General features: G+C 70.1%; 15 protein-coding genes. 6 read left to right on the top strand and 9 right to left on the bottom strand.

What is annotated here, in order from left to right:
* Positions 1–9: 9 nt before the first annotated feature.
* The 4 genes from Aco03nite_RS21420 to cofD all read right to left on the bottom strand — a co-directional run bounded on the left by Aco03nite_RS21420 (position 10) and on the right by cofD (position 3,160).
* Positions 10–585 (bottom strand): DUF4232 domain-containing protein, encoded by a 576-nt coding sequence (locus tag Aco03nite_RS21420; RefSeq protein WP_203797217.1) that lies wholly within the window; start codon positions 583–585, stop codon positions 10–12.
* 72 nt (positions 586–657) lie between these two features.
* Entirely contained in the window at positions 658–1,215 is a 558-nt protein-coding gene (locus Aco03nite_RS21415) for an NUDIX hydrolase (protein WP_203797216.1), read from the bottom strand.
* The gene (locus Aco03nite_RS21410) at positions 1,212–2,213 is read right to left on the bottom strand and encodes a coenzyme F420-0:L-glutamate ligase (protein ID WP_203797215.1); all 1,002 of its coding nucleotides are present in this window, start codon (positions 2,211–2,213) and stop codon (positions 1,212–1,214) included. The genes Aco03nite_RS21415 and Aco03nite_RS21410 overlap by 4 nt, the downstream gene beginning before the upstream one ends.
* Positions 2,210–3,160 carry a 2-phospho-L-lactate transferase gene (gene cofD, locus Aco03nite_RS21405; protein WP_203797213.1) on the bottom strand — a complete coding sequence of 317 codons (951 nt, stop codon included), beginning with the start codon at positions 3,158–3,160 and terminating at the stop codon, positions 2,210–2,212. Before cofD ends, Aco03nite_RS21410 begins: the two co-directional genes overlap by 4 nt.
* 90 nt (positions 3,161–3,250) lie before the next feature.
* Here cofD and Aco03nite_RS21400 point away from each other — a divergent pair, with 90 nt between their 5' ends.
* The 3 genes from Aco03nite_RS21400 (at position 3,251) to Aco03nite_RS21390 (ending at position 7,328) form a co-directional block, all read left to right on the top strand.
* Complete coding sequence (locus Aco03nite_RS21400) at positions 3,251–4,063, top strand: hypothetical protein (protein ID WP_203797210.1); 813 nt, start codon at positions 3,251–3,253, stop codon at positions 4,061–4,063.
* Between the two features lie 90 nt (positions 4,064–4,153).
* Positions 4,154–6,658 (top strand): bifunctional FO biosynthesis protein CofGH, encoded by a 2,505-nt coding sequence (locus tag Aco03nite_RS21395; protein WP_203797208.1) that lies wholly within the window; start codon positions 4,154–4,156, stop codon positions 6,656–6,658.
* 412 nt (positions 6,659–7,070) lie between these two features.
* Positions 7,071–7,328 (top strand): WhiB family transcriptional regulator, encoded by a 258-nt coding sequence (locus Aco03nite_RS21390; protein ID WP_015619224.1) that lies wholly within the window; start codon positions 7,071–7,073, stop codon positions 7,326–7,328.
* A gap of 1 nt (position 7,329) precedes the next feature.
* On the opposite strand, the gene Aco03nite_RS21385 is transcribed toward Aco03nite_RS21390, so the two are convergent.
* A complete protein-coding gene (locus Aco03nite_RS21385; RefSeq protein WP_106315380.1) occupies positions 7,330–7,806 on the bottom strand; it encodes a metallopeptidase family protein in 477 nt (158 codons plus the stop codon).
* Between the two features lie 185 nt (positions 7,807–7,991).
* Between Aco03nite_RS21385 and Aco03nite_RS21380 the strand changes: the two genes are divergently transcribed.
* Positions 7,992–8,354, top strand: a complete 363-nt coding sequence (locus tag Aco03nite_RS21380) for a DUF3499 domain-containing protein (RefSeq protein WP_203797205.1) — start codon at positions 7,992–7,994, stop codon at positions 8,352–8,354.
* A gap of 467 nt (positions 8,355–8,821) precedes the next feature.
* On the opposite strand, the gene Aco03nite_RS21375 is transcribed toward Aco03nite_RS21380, so the two are convergent.
* From Aco03nite_RS21375 to Aco03nite_RS21360, 4 genes are all read right to left on the bottom strand, one after another.
* Positions 8,822–9,667: a polysaccharide deacetylase family protein gene (locus Aco03nite_RS21375; protein WP_203797203.1), complete on the bottom strand. Its 846-nt coding sequence runs from the start codon at positions 9,665–9,667 to the stop codon at positions 8,822–8,824.
* A gap of 235 nt (positions 9,668–9,902) precedes the next feature.
* Positions 9,903–10,274, bottom strand: coding sequence for a DUF779 domain-containing protein (locus tag Aco03nite_RS21370; RefSeq protein ID WP_203797200.1), 372 nt, complete (start codon positions 10,272–10,274; stop codon positions 9,903–9,905).
* 3 nt (positions 10,275–10,277) lie between these two features.
* On the bottom strand, positions 10,278–11,801 hold the full coding sequence (gene exaC, locus Aco03nite_RS21365) for an acetaldehyde dehydrogenase ExaC (RefSeq protein ID WP_203797198.1): 1,524 nt from the start codon (positions 11,799–11,801) through the stop codon (positions 10,278–10,280).
* A gap of 37 nt (positions 11,802–11,838) precedes the next feature.
* A complete protein-coding gene (locus Aco03nite_RS21360) occupies positions 11,839–13,092 on the bottom strand; it encodes a GAF domain-containing protein (protein ID WP_444978838.1) in 1,254 nt (417 codons plus the stop codon).
* Positions 13,093–13,155: 63 nt separating this feature from the next.
* On the opposite strand from Aco03nite_RS21360, the gene nfi reads away from it, so the two are divergent.
* Both nfi and Aco03nite_RS21350 read left to right on the top strand, forming a co-directional pair.
* Positions 13,156–13,809 carry a deoxyribonuclease V gene (gene nfi / locus Aco03nite_RS21355; RefSeq protein ID WP_203797194.1) on the top strand — a complete coding sequence of 218 codons (654 nt, stop codon included), beginning with the start codon at positions 13,156–13,158 and terminating at the stop codon, positions 13,807–13,809.
* A gap of 84 nt (positions 13,810–13,893) precedes the next feature.
* Positions 13,894–15,273 carry a phosphomannomutase/phosphoglucomutase gene (locus tag Aco03nite_RS21350; protein WP_203797191.1) on the top strand — a complete coding sequence of 460 codons (1,380 nt, stop codon included), beginning with the start codon at positions 13,894–13,896 and terminating at the stop codon, positions 15,271–15,273.
* The last annotated feature ends 16 nt before the right edge of the window (positions 15,274–15,289 follow it).

The raw sequence follows: 15,289 nt of genomic DNA, 5'->3' as shown, positions 1-15,289 counted from the left end.
CTGCTCGTGCTACCAGGTCAAGGCCTGGTCGGGGGTCGGGGTCAGGACTCCGGTCTTCAGCTCGGACATGGTTATCCGGGTTTTTCTCGGGATGGGGAAGTCCTTCAGGGTCGCCGCTGGGCCGTCCGGTTTCAGGCTCAGGCTGAACCGTAGGTTGGCGCCCACGGGGCAGGTCTTCGACGTCCTCTCGCAGCTGATCCACTTCAGGCCCGCGTACGCTTCGCCGCCCGCGTTCAGCTCGAAGGTCTGGGGCTGGGTGGGTTTGTCCAGCTTGGTGGTGGGGACCGGGACCACCTGCCGGGCCGCGTTCACCAGGGTCAGGGTCAGCCAGCCGTTCAGCGAGCAGGTCTCGGCCGTCGCGTTCGTCAGTGTCAGCAGGGCCTCCCGGATGGTGGAGTCCTGCTGGGACGGCTTCAGCGTGATCGTGGCCTTCAGGTTGTTCGTCAGGCACGGGTCCGACATGTCCGGTGGAGCCGCGTGAGCGGCTCCGGGGTCGGGGTCGCCGGGGTCGGTGCATGCTGACAGGAGGGGCAGGCACATCAGGGCGGCGGTGGCTCGCCTCAAGCGCATGGGGGTGTTGCGCATCGCTCCATCTCTCACCGTGGTGCGGCGCTACCGCGGGGGACGCCGCGACACGGTGAGGAACGGGTCAGCGGGTCACGGTAGGCGGGCCAGAGCCGGAGCGATCTGCTGGATCGTGCCGGAGGCCAGTGGTGACGGTAGAGCTTCCGGGTGGAACCACGCTAGAGCTGAGGACTCGTCACTTATCTGCTCGATGCTGCCGGTTGGGGCATGTAGGAGAAATCGGACGTCATAGTGGACGGAAGGCTCCGCGGGGCCGCCGTCTCCGGCGCCGCAGCGGACCTCGTGGATGTCGATGTCGATCGGGGTCGGATCCAGTCGCAGGCCCGGGATGCCGGACTCCTCGGTGGCCTCCCGGAACGCCGCCGCGGCCAGGGTCTCGTCGGCCGCTTCGCAGTGGCCGCCGAGCTGCATCCACCTGTTCAGCCGGCCGTGCAGGCAGAGCAGGACACGACGCTGGTCGTCGAGGATCAGGGCGCTCGCGGTCACGTGGCCGGCGCGGTGCGCCCGGGTCGTCGCCACCGGGCCGTCGGCCAGCAGGCTCAGGGTGCGCTTGCGGGCCAGCTCGGCGTCGTCGCTGGTGGCGGTCCACGTGGTCAGGACGTCCACGGTGTTCTCATAGAGGCTGCTCATGCCGGCGCTCCGAAGGTGACTGTCGCGCCGTCGTCGTCGACCGCGATGGTGGTGGGGATGTTCTCGGCGGCCAGGGCGGCTCGCAGGCGGTGGGCTTCGGCGCCGAGGCGGATCAGGTCGCCGGGGGAGTGCGAGACCGGAGTGAGCCGCACGTTCTCCGCGGTGAGAGAGACCTGGGCGAACCCGGCCACCACGGATTCCACCACCGCCGGATCGGTGGGGGTCAGTGGCATCACGTCGGCGAGAGCGGCCGCTTCGCGGAGGCCACGGGCGTGGGCTTCGGTCGTACCCAAGCCGAACATGTCGCTTTCCGCATCGCGGATGAGGACCGACACACCCGGGCCGTCGCTGTCGCCGCCGTTGTAGGAGTAACCACGGACCACCGCGACCGGGACGCGGTCGGTCTTGCCCTTGACCAGCTCGGCGGCGGCGGAGAGCTCGTCGACCACGGCCATCTGGGTGAGGCTCAGCTCGTTGCCGTAGGGGTCGAACTGCCCCCGGTGGTCCAGCAGCGCGTCGATGCCGGCGGCGCCCAGGGCCACGTCGGTCAGGCCGTTGCGCCAGGCCCGGCCCATCGTGTCGGAGACGATCACCGCGACCGTCAGGCCGCGGGCGGCGAAACCGGCCCGCAGGGCGCGCGCCGACGCGTCGGGGTCCGCGGGGAGCAGGACCAGGTGGGTCTTGTCGACGTTCGACGCGTCGATGCCGGCGGCGGCCATCACGAAACCGTGGTGGGTCTGCACGATCGTGGTGTTGCCGCGGCGGGCGACCACGCGTCGTGTCTCGCCGGCCAGCACCCGCTGCCGGGCCTCCTCGCGCTCCGGGCCGTCGGCGGGCACCTCGACCAGGCGGCCCTCCGCCTTGGACACGATCTTGCTGGTCACCACCAGGACGTCGCCGTCGGCCAGCCACGGCGCGGCCCGGGTGATCAGCTCGGCCAGGTCGTCACCGGCGGTCACGTCGCCGATGCCGTGCACCGGACGGATCTCCAGCGTCATCGGGCCAGCTCCAGCGCGTCGGCGACCATCTGCGCGCTCAGCGTCTCGTCCTTCATCCACAGCGGGACCGCCCGCGTCCGGACCCCGGGCACCTGCGCGTCGGCGTCGGACGTGTCGACCAGCCAGCCGTCCAGCAGGCCGCCGTCGGCGCGCGGCCCGTACATCCGGCCGACCGCCGCCGCGCTCACCTCGACCTCCAGGGTGGCCAGGCACTTGTCGGCCATGCCGCGGACCGGCGCGCCGCCGATGATCGGCGACACCCCGATCACCGGAGCGGGCCCGGACGCCACCGCCTCGCGCAGCGCGGGCACCGCCAGGATCGGGGCGATGCTCACCACCGGATTGCTCGGGGCGATCAGGATCACATCGGCCCCGGCGATCGCCGCCAGCACGCCGTCACCCGGTTTCGCCGACTCGGCGCCCCGGAAGACGAACCGGTGCGTCGGCACGTCACCGCGGTACCGCACCCACCACTCCTGGAAGTGGATCGCCTTGCGCTCGCCCTCGACGTCGACGACCACGTGCGTCTCCAGGCGGTCGTCGGTGGCCGGGAGCATCTCGATGCCCGGCTGCCAGCGCTCGCACAGGGCCCTGGTCACCGCGGAGAGCGGATAACCCGCGTTCAGCATGGTGGTACGCACCAGGTGGGTGGCCGTGTCCTTGTCGCCCAGGCCGAACCACGAGGGCTCCACGCCGTACTTCGCCAGCTCTTCCTTGACGACCCACGTCTCACCGACCCGGCCCCAGCCGCGATCCGGGTCCGCGGCGCCGCCCAGCGTGTACATCACGCTGTCCAGGTCGGGACAGATCTGCAGGCCGTGCATCCGCACGTCGTCGCCGACGTTCACGATCGCCGTGACGTCGGCGCCGATGGCGCGGGCGTGCGCTCGCACGCCGAGTAGGAAACGGGCACCGCCGATGCCCCCGGTCAGGACCACGATCCGCATCACCCCATCCTCCATCACCGGCAGCACAACCTCGGGTGGCGGGTAGCGGTTTACTCTGGGCCGACCTCGATCACCGCACCTGGAGCAACCGTGACCACACCACCGCAGCCGCCACCGGCCGCCGAGAAGCCCATCGGGCAGTACCTGCGCCCCCTGCGCGACCTGGCCGCGTGGGCGCTGGTCGGCGCGCCGGCCGTGTTCCTCTTCGCCGCCGTCATCGACCTGTTCGGCAGCGATTTCGCCGCACAGACCCGGTACGGCTTCGGCGGCGACGTCAACCTGGCGACGATCGCCTTCCCGATCGCGGCGGTCGTGCTGGCGCTCGGCGTGCAGCCGGTCCACCCGCAGGCCCGGCTGATCACCCTGATCGCGTTGATCGAGTACGGGGTGGCGTCCTTCTTCGGAGTGGTCTTCGGTCTGCTCTTCGGGGTGAGCGGGCTGGCCGCGCAGAGCGCCGCGGCCGCCTTCACCGCGCTGCTGACCCGGGCCGCCTGGCTGGCGCTGCTCGCCGTCCCGGCGTACGGGGTGCTGCAGATCTGGCTCAACGTGTTCACCACGCCGAAGCCGAAGCAGCAGCCCGGGGTCTACGGGCAGCCCTACGGGCAACCGCAGCAGCCGTACGGCTACCCGACCTACCAGCAGGGCAGCGTGCCCCCGCCCGGCCAGACGTACGGGACGCCGCCGCCGATGGCCACCCAGCCGTTCAGCGCCCAGCCCGGGCCGCAGCAGCCCTACGGGGCGTACCCACCGCCCCCGGCGCCGGTCTGGGGCCCGCAGCCGACCCCACCGGCCCCGGCCGAGACCCAGGTGGTGCCCCCGCCCCCGCCCGCGGACAGCACCACGGTTCTGCCTCCGGAGCGACCCGGTTTCGGCCCGGCCGAGCAGGATCCGCCCAGGCAGTGAGCTGATTCCCGGTCCGGGGGTGTTTCATGACACGCTCCCGGCCGGGCACCGTGGCGGCGAGTCGCGGGTTTCCGGCCTAGGCTGCTTTGCGTGGTAGAGGTCAACGTGGAACCCGTACCGACCGAGGCGAGCGTCCGCCGCGCACTGCGCCGTGCCGCCGACGGCAAAGCGATCGACGTCGACGAGGCGACCGCGCTCCTCGCGGCCACCGGCGAGCGATTCGACGAGCTGCTGGCGATCGCCGGCGGCATCCGGGACGCCGGTCTGCGCGAGGCCGGGCGGCCGGGCGTGGTCACCTACTCCCGCAAGGTCTTCATCCCCCTGACCCGGCTCTGTCAGGACCGGTGTCACTACTGCACGTTCGCGACCGTGCCGCACAAGCTGCCGGCCGCCTTCCTGGAGCGCGACGAGGTCCTGGAGATCGCCCGCCAGGGCGCCGCCCAGGGCTGCAAGGAGGCGCTGTTCACCCTCGGCGACCGCCCCGAGGAGCGCTGGCCGGCCGCCCGGCAGTGGCTGGACGAGCGCGGTTACGACTCCACCCTGGACTACGTGCGGGCCTGCGCCATCGCGGTGCTGGAGGAGACCGGCCTGCTGCCGCACCTGAACCCGGGCGTGATGAGCTGGGCCGAGCTGCAGCGGCTCAAGCCGGTCGCGCCGAGCATGGGCATGATGCTGGAGACCACCGCCACCCGGCTCTGGTCGGAGAAGGGCGGCCCGCACTTCGGCTCGCCCGACAAGGAGCCCGCGGTCCGTCTGCGGGTCCTCGACGACGCCGGCCGGGTCGGTGTGCCCTTCACCACCGGCATCCTGATCGGCATCGGGGAAAACGCCACCGAGCGGGCCGAGTCGCTGTTCGCGATCCGCCGGGCGGCCCGGGAGTTCGGGCACATCCAAGAGGTGATCGTGCAGAATTTCCGCGCCAAGCCGGACACGGCGATGCGCGGGATGCCCGACGCGGAGCTGCGCGAGCTGGCCGCGACGGTGGCCGTGGCGCGGATCATCATGGGGCCGCGGGCCCGGATCCAGGCGCCGCCGAACCTGATCGACGACGAGTTCCCGCTGCTGCTGCGGGCCGGGATCGACGACTGGGGCGGGGTCTCGCCGGTGACGCCGGACCACGTGAACCCGGAGCGCCCCTGGCCGCAGATCGACCTACTCGCCGAAAAATCGGAGAAGTCCGGATTCAAGCTCCAAGAACGCCTCACCATCTACCCGGAGTACGTCCGCCGGGGCGACGAGGGCTGGCTGGACCCGCGGTTGAAGGCCCACGTCACAGCGCTGGCGGAGGACGACGGCCTGGCGCGAGAGGGCAAGAAGCCGATCGGCCTCCCCTGGCAGGAGCCCGACGAGGCCTTCGGATCAGGCCGCACGGATCTGTTCAAGAGCATCGACTCCGACGGTCGTTCCGAGGACCGCCGTTCCGATTTCGATCACGTCTACGGCGACTGGAACGAGGTCGCCGCGCACGTGAAGTCGGCGCCGGCGAGCATGCCCGCCGACGTGGTGGCCGCGCTCAAACTGGCCTCGGAGGACCCGGCGGCGCTGCTCCTGGAGCAGAACGAGGACAAGGCGATGGCGCTGTTCAACGCCGACGGCCCGGCCCTCGACGAGCTCGGGAAGATCGCCGACGACCTGCGCAAGCACGTGAACGGCGACGACATCACCTACGTGGTGAACCGCAACATCAACTTCTCGAACGTCTGTTACGTCGGCTGCCGGTTCTGCGCGTTCGCCCAGCGGGAGAAGGACGCCGACGCGTACCGGCTGTCCGTCGAGCAGGTCGCCGACCGGGCCGAGGAGGCCTGGCGGGACGGTGCGTCCGAGGTCTGCATGCAGGGCGGGATCGACCCGAAGATGCCGGTCACCGCGTACGCCGATCTGGTCCGCGCGGTGAAGCAACGCGTTCCGGGGATGCACGTCCACGCGTACTCCCCGATGGAGATCGTCACCGCCTCGGCGAAGGCCGGTGTCTCGCTGCGGGAGTGGCTGACCGGGCTGAAGGAGGCGGGGCTCGGCACGATTCCGGGCACCGCGGCCGAGATCCTCGACGACGACGTGCGCTGGGTGCTGACCAAGGGCAAGCTGCCCACCTCCACCTGGGTGGACGTGGTGACCACCGCGCACGAGGTCGGCATCCGGTCGAGTTCCACCATGATGTACGGCCACGTCGATCACCCCCGTCAGTGGCTGGGTCATTTCCGGGTGCTGGCCGGCATCCAGGATCGGACCGGTGGGCTGACCGAGTTCGTGGCGCTGCCCTTCATCCACACCAACGCGCCGATCTATCTGGCCGGTATCGCCCGTCCGGGTCCGACCTGGAGGGAGAACCGGGTCGTGCACGCGATGGCCCGGGTGCTGCTGCACGGCCGGGTCGACAACATCCAGTGCTCCTGGGTGAAGCTCGGCGACGAGGGCACCCGGGTGATGTTGAACAGCGGTTGCAACGATCTGGGCGGCACCCTGATGGAGGAGACCATCTCGCGGATGGCCGGCTCCGAGCACGGTTCGGCCCGGACGGTCGCCGAGTTGAAAGAGCTCGCCGCCTCCGCCGGGCGCCCCGCTGTGGAGAGGACCACTGTCTACGGCCGGCGTTGACGGACGTTCGCCGAACCGGCAGGGTCAAGGGTCCGCTGTGACCCAACCCTCAGAAATTCGTGGCCGAAGCCGGTTTGGCGAATGTTCACCACGGACATGATCCGTTCGGTCTACCCCCCTGCCTTCAGATTACAAAACGGGTTAAATTGGACCTGCAGGTCCGCGTCCGCGTTACCTTCCGACGGCTTGGACAGATAGGGCAGCAGCAGCTCTGTCCGCCGCTGTGTAAGTGCTGCGGAAGTGGGCCCATTTAGCAGGTTCGGCTTGACGACGCACGTCTTACACGCGTGTAATTTTGGTGGGGTTGTGGGGACGATGTGCAACATAAGGCGTCGAACCCACAAAAACACGCCGCGTGCGTGGGGGGTCAGCGCTGGTCTTCGTGCCGGCGCGGAAAAATGGAGGCACGCCGATGGAAGCGCAGGTTGAAGGGGTAGACCTGCTCGGGGACGCGCCCGAGTGGCAGGAGCGGGCGCTGTGTTCGCAGACCGATCCCGAGGCTTTCTTCCCTGAAAAGGGTGGCTCGACGCGCGAGGCGAAGCGCATCTGCGGCCGCTGTGACGTGAAAGCAGAGTGCCTGGAGTACGCGCTCGGTCACGACGAACGTTTCGGAATCTGGGGTGGACTGTCCGAACGTGAACGCCGCAAGTTGAAGCGACGGGTGGCCTAGCTCAGGCCAGCTCGTCCGGATCGACCCCGAGCAGGTTGGCAACCTGCTCGATGATCACATCGTGGACGAGGTCGGCGAGGTCTTCCCGATCCATCGCCCGGAACTCCAGCGGACGCCGGTAGAGCACGATCCGTGGGGGCAGCTCGTGCCGCCCGGGCCGGCCGGGCAGGAGCCGGGCCAGGGGGACCTCGCCGTCCTCGAGCACGTCCGAGTCGTAGACGTTCAGCTCCGGTGGGACGTCCTCCACCGCGAACTCGACGCCGGCCAGCTCCTTGGCATAGCGGCGCTCGAGGCTCTCGACGGTGTCGAGCACCAGGTCGTCGAAGATCTCCGCCTTGGTGCGGGCCAGCGGCACGGTTGCGGGAACCAGGCGGCCACGCAGGCCACGGCCGTGCCGATCCCGCCGCGCGGGATGACCCGGTCCGGGTTTGCGCGTCGCCTTACCGTCCGTCCGGCGGCGTTCGGGGCTGGTGGTCACGCCGCCAGCGTATCCCCACTCGGGCTGCGGACGTGGTCAGCCCGTTCTCCCCGTGTGTCCGCGGCGTTAATTCGCCCCAACGTGGTGGCGTGTCTAACGACCATCTCCGAATCGTGACGCGGTCCGGTCGGCGTGTCGCGAGGCAACACGACCCAGAATCGCGAACGGAGAGATAAGTTGCCGCCGTGAGGTCACCACGGCGCTGCTCCCGGAACGGCTGTCCCCGACAGGCGGTCGCCACCCTGACCTACGTCTATGGCGATTCGACGGCGGTGGTCGGCCCCCTCGCCGCCTTCGCCGAACCGCACACCTACGACCTGTGCGAGACGCACGCTCGCAGCCTCACCGCCCCCCGGGGCTGGGAGCTGGTGCGTCACGACGGCGACTTCGCACCCCCACCCCCCACCACCGACGACCTCGTGGCGCTCGCCGAGGCCGTCCGCGAAGCCGCCCGCCCGGTGCAGCCACGCCCGGACGAGACCGACCACCAGCACGGCCACCAGACCGGCCGCCGAGGCCACCTCCGGGTGATCCCGCCGCCCCACTGAGCGCACCGCGGTTCTCGTCACGCAGCGGTTCCTGCCCAGCTGCCTGCTGGTGGTCCCTGCCGCACCGCCGCCGGTGGTCGTCGCAACATTGATCACCGGTGGTTCCCACTTCACCGCCTGCCGGTGGCTTCTGCCTCACCGCCGCGGGAGGTTCCTGAAGATCAAGACCCTTTTCTGTTACGCGAGCCCGGTCCCGTAGATCCAGGATCTCCAGTCTCGTCCCGCGAGGTGGGCGGCGGGCCGAGGCCGACTCGCGTCCGCCGGGCCGGACGCGGTGGTTCCGGCCGGCCGCCTACGGCGACCGGCCTCAGGTCAAAGCCTCAAATCAAAAACTCAGGTCAAAGCCTCAGGTCAGAGGCTTGGGCCATCGCCTCGAGTTGGAACCCCGGTTCAGAGCCCCGAGCCGGGGGCTCAGGTCGAACCCCCGGTCAGAGCCGCGAATCGGGGCTCGGGGCGAACTCCGGGTGTCAGGTCAGGGCTACCAGGTCGAACCGCTTGTTGAGCCATGGCAGCAGGGTTCGGTAGGCCGCGATGGTGTCCGGCTGGGCGTAGTCGTGGGAGAGCACGATCGCGCCGGGCTTGGTGCCCCGCTTCACGATGCGAATGATCTTGTCGCGGTGGCCGGACGCCGACTCGGTCTTGTGCTCCCAGTCGCGCGGGTCGACCTTCCAGTAGATCGAGCGCATGCCCAGCTCGGCGGAGATGTCGACCAGGGCGGGCGTGAAGTTGCCGCCGGGCGCGCGCATGTACCGGATCTCGGCGTCCGGGACGGCGGCCCGGATGGCGGCGTTGGTGCGCTCCAGGTCGGCGCGGATCTGCCGGTGCGAGCGTTTGCCCAGCTTGAGGTCGTGGTTCCACGAGTGGTTGCAGAAGCTGTGGCCGCCCTCCGCGATCTTCTTGACCAGATCGGGATGCCGCCGGGCCTGGGTGCCGACCAGGCAGAAGGTGGCCTTCACCTGCTCCTTGGCGAGCATCTTGAGCAGCACCGGGGTGTAATCCGGGTCGGGGCCGTCGTCGAAGGTGAGGGCGACGCCCTTGGTCCCGGTGACGAGCAGGCTCCCGGCCGGCCCGGTCCGGCCCTTGGGTTTGGCGACGGTCTTGGTGCTCTCGGTGTGCTTCGGGCTCTGGGAGAGCTCCGGAGTGGCGGCGCCGGCCGCCGGTGGCGCCTGCTCCCCGGGCAGTGAAGCGGACGGGGACACCGGCGGCGACATGGATGGTGACGTGGTCGCGGACACGGTGCGGGACGCGGACGACGATGAGGCGGGCTGGGCGGTGGTGGTCGCCGCGGTCGCCTGTCCCACCAGGCCCGTCATGATCAGCACGATGCTGATCGCGAAGGCCTTCCGGGTGTGCGACAGCCGTATCAAAAGAGACCTCCCCAGGTCGGTTGCAGCCGCCGACGATAGCCGGGGCGAACCAGTTCCGAACACGCCAAGTCTGGACGCCGCGGGATCGTACGGCACCGATGGGGTGGGCTCATGGGGGTAAATGTCCGAAAGGTCTAACCCAGCGTGGGCGGGGTGCCCGGCACCCCGCCCACGCTTCGTTTCAGCCCAGTTCTGCCAGCTCAGCCTCGGTGAGAAGACGTGAGCGGATCAGGAACCGGACGCCCTCCGGCGCCTCCAGCGAAAAGCCGGAGCCGCGGCCGGGGACCACGTCCACCGTCAGGTGCGTGTGCTTCCAGAGCGCGAACTGCGCGGCCGACATCCAGAACGTGATGGGCTCCGGCACCCCCTCGATCGCCAGAGACTGCAAGAGCACGTCGGAGGCGCCGGTACGGAACTCGCCCTCCAGGTAACACATCGGCGAACTGCCGTCGCAGCAGCCGCCGGACTGGTGGAACATTAGCGGGCCGTGCTGCCCCCGCAGCTGCCGCATCATCTGAGCGGCAGCCGGGGTGACATCCACTCGCGAAACCATGGCCTAGAAGAAGCCCATGGCCTTGGGCGAGTAGCTGACCAGCAGGTTCTTCGTCTGCTGGTAGTGGTCGAGCATCATCTTGTGGTTCTCCCGGCCGATGCCGGACTGCTTGTAACCACCGAACGCGGCGTGCGCCGGGTAGAGGTGGTAGCAGTTGGTCCACACCCGGCCGGCCTTGATCGCCCGCCCGGCCCGGTACGCCTGGTTGCCGTCCCGCGACCAGACACCGGCGCCCAGGCCGTACAACGTGTCGTTGGCGATCTTGATGGCGTCGTCGAAGTCACCGAACGACGTCACCGAGACCACCGGCCCGAAGATCTCCTCCTGGAAGATCCGCATGTCGTTGCGGCCCTCGAAGATCGTCGGCTGGACGTAGAACCCGCCGGCCAGATCGCCGCCCAGCTCGGCCTTGGCGCCACCGGTCAGGACCCGCGCGCCCTCCTGCCGCCCGATGTCGAGGTACGACAGGATCTTCTCCAGCTGGTCGTTGGAGGCCTGCGCGCCGACCTGGGTGTCGGTGTCCAGGGGGTTGCCCTGCTTCATGTTCTCCACCCGCTTGACCCCGGCGGCGAGGAAGTCCGTGTAGTGGCTCTGCTGGATCAGCGCCCGGGACGGGCAGGTGCAGACCTCGCCCTGGTTGAGCGCGAACATCGCGAAGCCCTCGAGCGCCTTGTCGAAGAAGTCGTCGTCGGCCCGGCTGACGTCGGAGAAGAAGATGTTCGGGCTCTTACCGCCGAGTTCCAGGGTGACCGGGATCAGGTTCTCCGAGGCGTACTGCATGATCAGGCGCCCGGTGGTGGTCTCGCCGGTGAACGCCACCTTGGCCACCCGGCTCGAGCTGGCCAGCGGTTTGCCCGCCTCCACGCCGAAGCCGTTGACGATGTTCACCACGCCGGCCGGGATCAGATCGCCGATCAGCGAGAACAGGTAGTGGATCGAGGCCGGGGTCTGCTCGGCCGGCTTGAGCACCACCGCGTTGCCGGCGGCCAGGGCCGGGGCCAGCTTCCAGACCGCCATCAGGATCGGGAAGTTCCACGGGATGATCTGCGCGACCACTCCCAGCGGCTCGTGGAAGTGGTAGGCGACGGTGTCCTCGTCGATCTCGCCGGCGGTGCCCTCCTGGGCGCGGATGACGCCGGCGAAGTACCGGAAGTGGTCGATCGCGAGCGGGATGTCGGCGGCCAGGGTCTCCCGGACCGGCTTGCCGTTCTCCCAGGACTCGGCGACGGCCAGCTTCTCCAGGTTCTGTTCCATCCGGTCGGCGATCCGGTTGAGGACGTTCGCGCGCTCGGTGGGCGAGGTGCGGCCCCAGCCGGGGGCGGCGGCGTGCGCCGCGTCCAGGGCCTTCTCCACGTCCTCGGCGGTGCCGCGGGCCACCTCGGTGAAGGTCTGGCCGGTCACCGGGGTGGGGTTGGTGAAGTACTGGCCCTTGGCCGGTGGGACGTATTCGCCGCCGATGTAGTGGTCGTAACGGGACTGGTAGCTGACGATCGAACCGTCGGAACCGGGCGGGGTGTAGATGGTCACGGTCTCGCCTCCCTTTTCCGGCGGACCTTAGTTACGGCTACGTTGCAGCAACGTTGCACGCGAACTCGCGGTTCAGCACCGCCACCCGTCGTGCCGCCACCGCATCGGCCGGGGTCAGTGCGGCGTACGCCTGCCACAGGTCCAGGTCGTCGCCGCCCCACGGGCTGTTCAGCCAGGACTGGAGCAGCCGCCGGTCGCCCGCGGTGAGCAGCGCGGCCCGCAGCCGGTCGTCCAGCAGCCGCCGCAACCGGACGATGCCCGGCGCGTCCGACCCGGGCAGCAGCGGTCCCGGGTAGGCGTCCAGCGCCTCGGCGACCCGCCCGGCGTCCAGCAGCCGGGCCACCGCGCCGAAGTCGGTCTCCAGCGCGGTGCGCAGCCGGTACGGGCGGGAGTCCAGCAGCTCCGGGCCGAGGATGCGGCGCAGCCGGGACAGTTCGGCACGGATCGTCACCGGGTTCACGTCGTCGCCGTACAGCTCGACCCCCAGCTGATCCCCGGTGCGCCCCTCCGGGTAGACGGTGAGCAGCGCCAGCAGCTCCGAGTGCCGGCGGCCGAGCCGGACCGGCCGGCCCCGGACCACAAGCCGGGCCTCGTCCCGGCCGAGCGCGGCGACGTGCGGTCCCCGGGCGACCGGTTCGACCGTGCGCAGGTACGCCTCGGCGGCCAGCGCCGTGGCCCGGACCAGCGCCAGGCTGTGCGGATTGGCCAGATGGTCCCCGCCGGTCACGTCGATCGCCCCGAGCAGCCGCCCGGTGCCGGGGTCGTGGACCGGGGCGGCCGCGCACGTCCACCGCTGCACCGGGTGGGTGAAGTGCTCGGTCGCGAAGATCTGCAGCGCGTGGTCGACGGCGAGCGCGGTACCGGGCGCGTTGGTGCCGGCGTGGGCCTCGTCCCAGCGGGCGCCGGGTACGAAGTTCATCGTGGCGGCCCCGCGCAGGGTGGCCGGGTGCCCCTCCACCCAGAGCAGCCGGCCGTGTTCGTCGCAGACCGCCATCATGTGGTCGCCGTCCTCGGCCAGGCCGCCGAGCAGGTCCCGGAAGATCGGCATGACCCGGGCCAGCGGGTGGGCCGCCCGGTAGGCCTCCAGATCGGCGTCGGCCAGGTCGATCGGGGCGGTGTGGTCGGCGCCGATGAACGCGGCGGACCGGGCCCAGGAGTCGGCGACCACCGTGCGCATCCGGTCCGGCGGCAGCTCACCGGCCAGGAAACGCTCGTGGGCACGGCCGACCTGCCGGATCCGCTCGGCGGGGTCGTCTCCGGGGGTCAGGGCAAGCCAGGGGTTCACCGGCAGCACCTCCTGGCCCCATCGTGACCCGCGTCACGTCAAGTGACAACAGTACTTACGCTTCCGTTCGTGCAGCCCTGGCCGAGCAGTGAAGACGAAGCCCTTTCCGTGCAGGACGAACTCCGCTCCCGGGTGATCGACGAGCCCGGTCCGGAGGCGCCCGCGACCGTCGCCGGACTGGACGTCGCCTACTCCCCGGACGACACGCGGCTGGCCGCCGCGGTGGTGGTGCTGAACACCGCCGACCTGTCGATCGCCGACACCGCCGTGGTCCGTGGTGTGCCGGCCTTCCCGTACGTCCCGGGCCTGTTCGCGTTCCGGGAGGTGCCGGCACTGATGGACGCCCTGGAACGGCTGACCGTGCGCCCCGAGGTGCTGATCTGCGACGGGCACGGGCTGGCCCACCCGCGCCGGTTCGGGCTGGCCGCGCATCTGGGGGTGCTCACCGATCTCCCGTCGTTCGGCGTCGGGAAGACGCGGCTGGTGGGAGACTGGGAACCGGTCGGCGAGCCGCGCGGGGCACGGTCGGCGCTGATCGACGGGGGAGAGACGATCGGCGCGGTCCTGCGTACCCAATCGGGGGTGAAACCGGTCTTCGTCTCCACCGGACATCGCATCGGTCTGGACCGGGCGTGTGAGCTGACCCTTCGGCTGGCGCCGCGCTACCGCCTGCCCGAAACCACCAGGGCCGCCGACCGCGCCTGCCGGGATCTACTTAGTTAACCGCCCGGCCGCGCGGTTAAAACCTTGGGCCGCGAGGTGCTCGGTTACCCTCGGGCCACAAGGGTTTTCGCTGAGGGGTGAGCAGTGTCTGATCTGTCGCAGATCATCAAGGCGTACGACGTACGCGGGACCGTCCCGGACCAGTTCAACGAGACGGTGGCCCGCGCGATCGGCACGGCGTTCGTCGAGATGTTGCGGGAGTCCGGTGGCGAGCCGGACCAGATCGTGATCGGTCACGACATGCGTGAGTCCGGTCCGGGGCTGGTCGCCGCGTTCGCCCGGGGTGTCAACGCAGCCGGCGCCGCGGTGATCAACATCGGTCTCGCCTCGACCGACCAGCTCTACTACGCCTCCGGTGTGCTGAACCTGCCCGGTGCGATGTTCACCGCCAGCCACAACCCGGCGCAGTACAACGGGATCAAGCTCTGCCGTGGTGGCGCCCGCCCGGTCGGCCAGGACAGCGGTCTCGCCGTGGTCCGGCAGCGCGCCCAGAAGCTGCTCGCCGATCTGAACGCGGAGGCCGACGGCCCGGAGCGGGTGGAGCAGCGGGACGTGCTCGCCGACTACGCGGCCCACCTGCGTTCACTCGTGGACCTCGCCGGCATCCGCCCGCTGAAGGTCATCGTGGACGCCGGCAACGGCATGGGCGGCTACACGGTTCCGGCCGTGCTCGGCGACCAGGTCCTGCCGGCCCTGCCGCTGACCATCGAGCCGCTCTACTTCGAGTTGGACGGTTCGTTCCCGAACCACGAGGCCAACCCGCTCGACCCGAAGAACCTGGTCGACCTGCAGAAGGCGGTCCGTGAGCAGGGCGCCGACATCGGTCTGGCCTTCGACGGTGACGCCGACCGCTGCTTCGTGGTCGACGAGAAGGGTGACCCGGTGTCGCCGTCCGCGATCACCGCGCTGATCGCGAGCCGGGAGTTGGCCAAGTCCCCGGGCAGCACGATCATCCACAACGTGATCACCTCGGCCGCGGTGCCGGAGATCATCACCGAGAACGGGGGGAAGCCGGTCCGCAGCCGGGTCGGCCACTCGTTCATCAAGGCCGACATGGCCGCCACCAACGCGGTCTTCGGCGGCGAGCACTCGGCGCACTACTACTTCCGTGACTTCTGGTTCGCCGACACCGGCATGCTCGCCGCGATGCACGTGCTCGCCGCGTTCGGTGGCCAGCCGCTGCCGCTGTCCGAGTTCGCCGCGGAGTACGAGCGGTACGTCGCCTCCGGTGAGATCAACTCCACCGTGGCCGACGCCACCGCGAAGATCGCCGAAGTCCGGGCCGCGTTCCCGGACGCCGGGATCGACGACCTGGACGGCCTGACTTTCCAGGTCGGAGACGGCGCCTGGTTCAACCTGCGGGCGTCCAACACGGAGCCGCTGCTGCGGCTCAACGTGGAGGCTCAGGACGCCGACCGGATGGCGAAACTGCGTGACGAGGTGCTCGCGATCGTTCGTGGATAGGATCGCCACGACCCAG

The organism is Actinoplanes couchii (assembly GCF_016862075.1).
Classification (GTDB): Bacteria; Actinomycetota; Actinomycetes; order Mycobacteriales; family Micromonosporaceae; genus Actinoplanes; species Actinoplanes couchii.
This window is presented reverse-complemented; position numbering and strand designations above follow the sequence as displayed.

What these genes read in the sequence shown, in the direction of transcription:
- Aco03nite_RS21375 (WP_203797203.1), bottom strand. Translation starts at nt 9,667, where the DNA reads ATGACGGGCCTGGTGGGACAGGCGACCGCGGCGACCACCACCGCCCAG.
- Aco03nite_RS21370 (WP_203797200.1), bottom strand. Translation starts at nt 10,274, where the DNA reads ATGGTTTCGCGAGTGGATGTCACCCCGGCTGCCGCTCAGATGATGCGG.
- Aco03nite_RS21415 (WP_203797216.1), bottom strand. Translation starts at nt 1,215, where the DNA reads ATGAGCAGCCTCTATGAGAACACCGTGGACGTCCTGACCACGTGGACC.
- Aco03nite_RS21390 (WP_015619224.1), top strand. Translation starts at nt 7,071, where the DNA reads ATGGAAGCGCAGGTTGAAGGGGTAGACCTGCTCGGGGACGCGCCCGAG.
- cofD (WP_203797213.1), bottom strand. Translation starts at nt 3,160, where the DNA reads ATGCGGATCGTGGTCCTGACCGGGGGCATCGGCGGTGCCCGTTTCCTA.
- Aco03nite_RS21410 (WP_203797215.1), bottom strand. Translation starts at nt 2,213, where the DNA reads ATGACGCTGGAGATCCGTCCGGTGCACGGCATCGGCGACGTGACCGCC.
- Aco03nite_RS21420 (WP_203797217.1), bottom strand. Translation starts at nt 585, where the DNA reads ATGCGCAACACCCCCATGCGCTTGAGGCGAGCCACCGCCGCCCTGATG.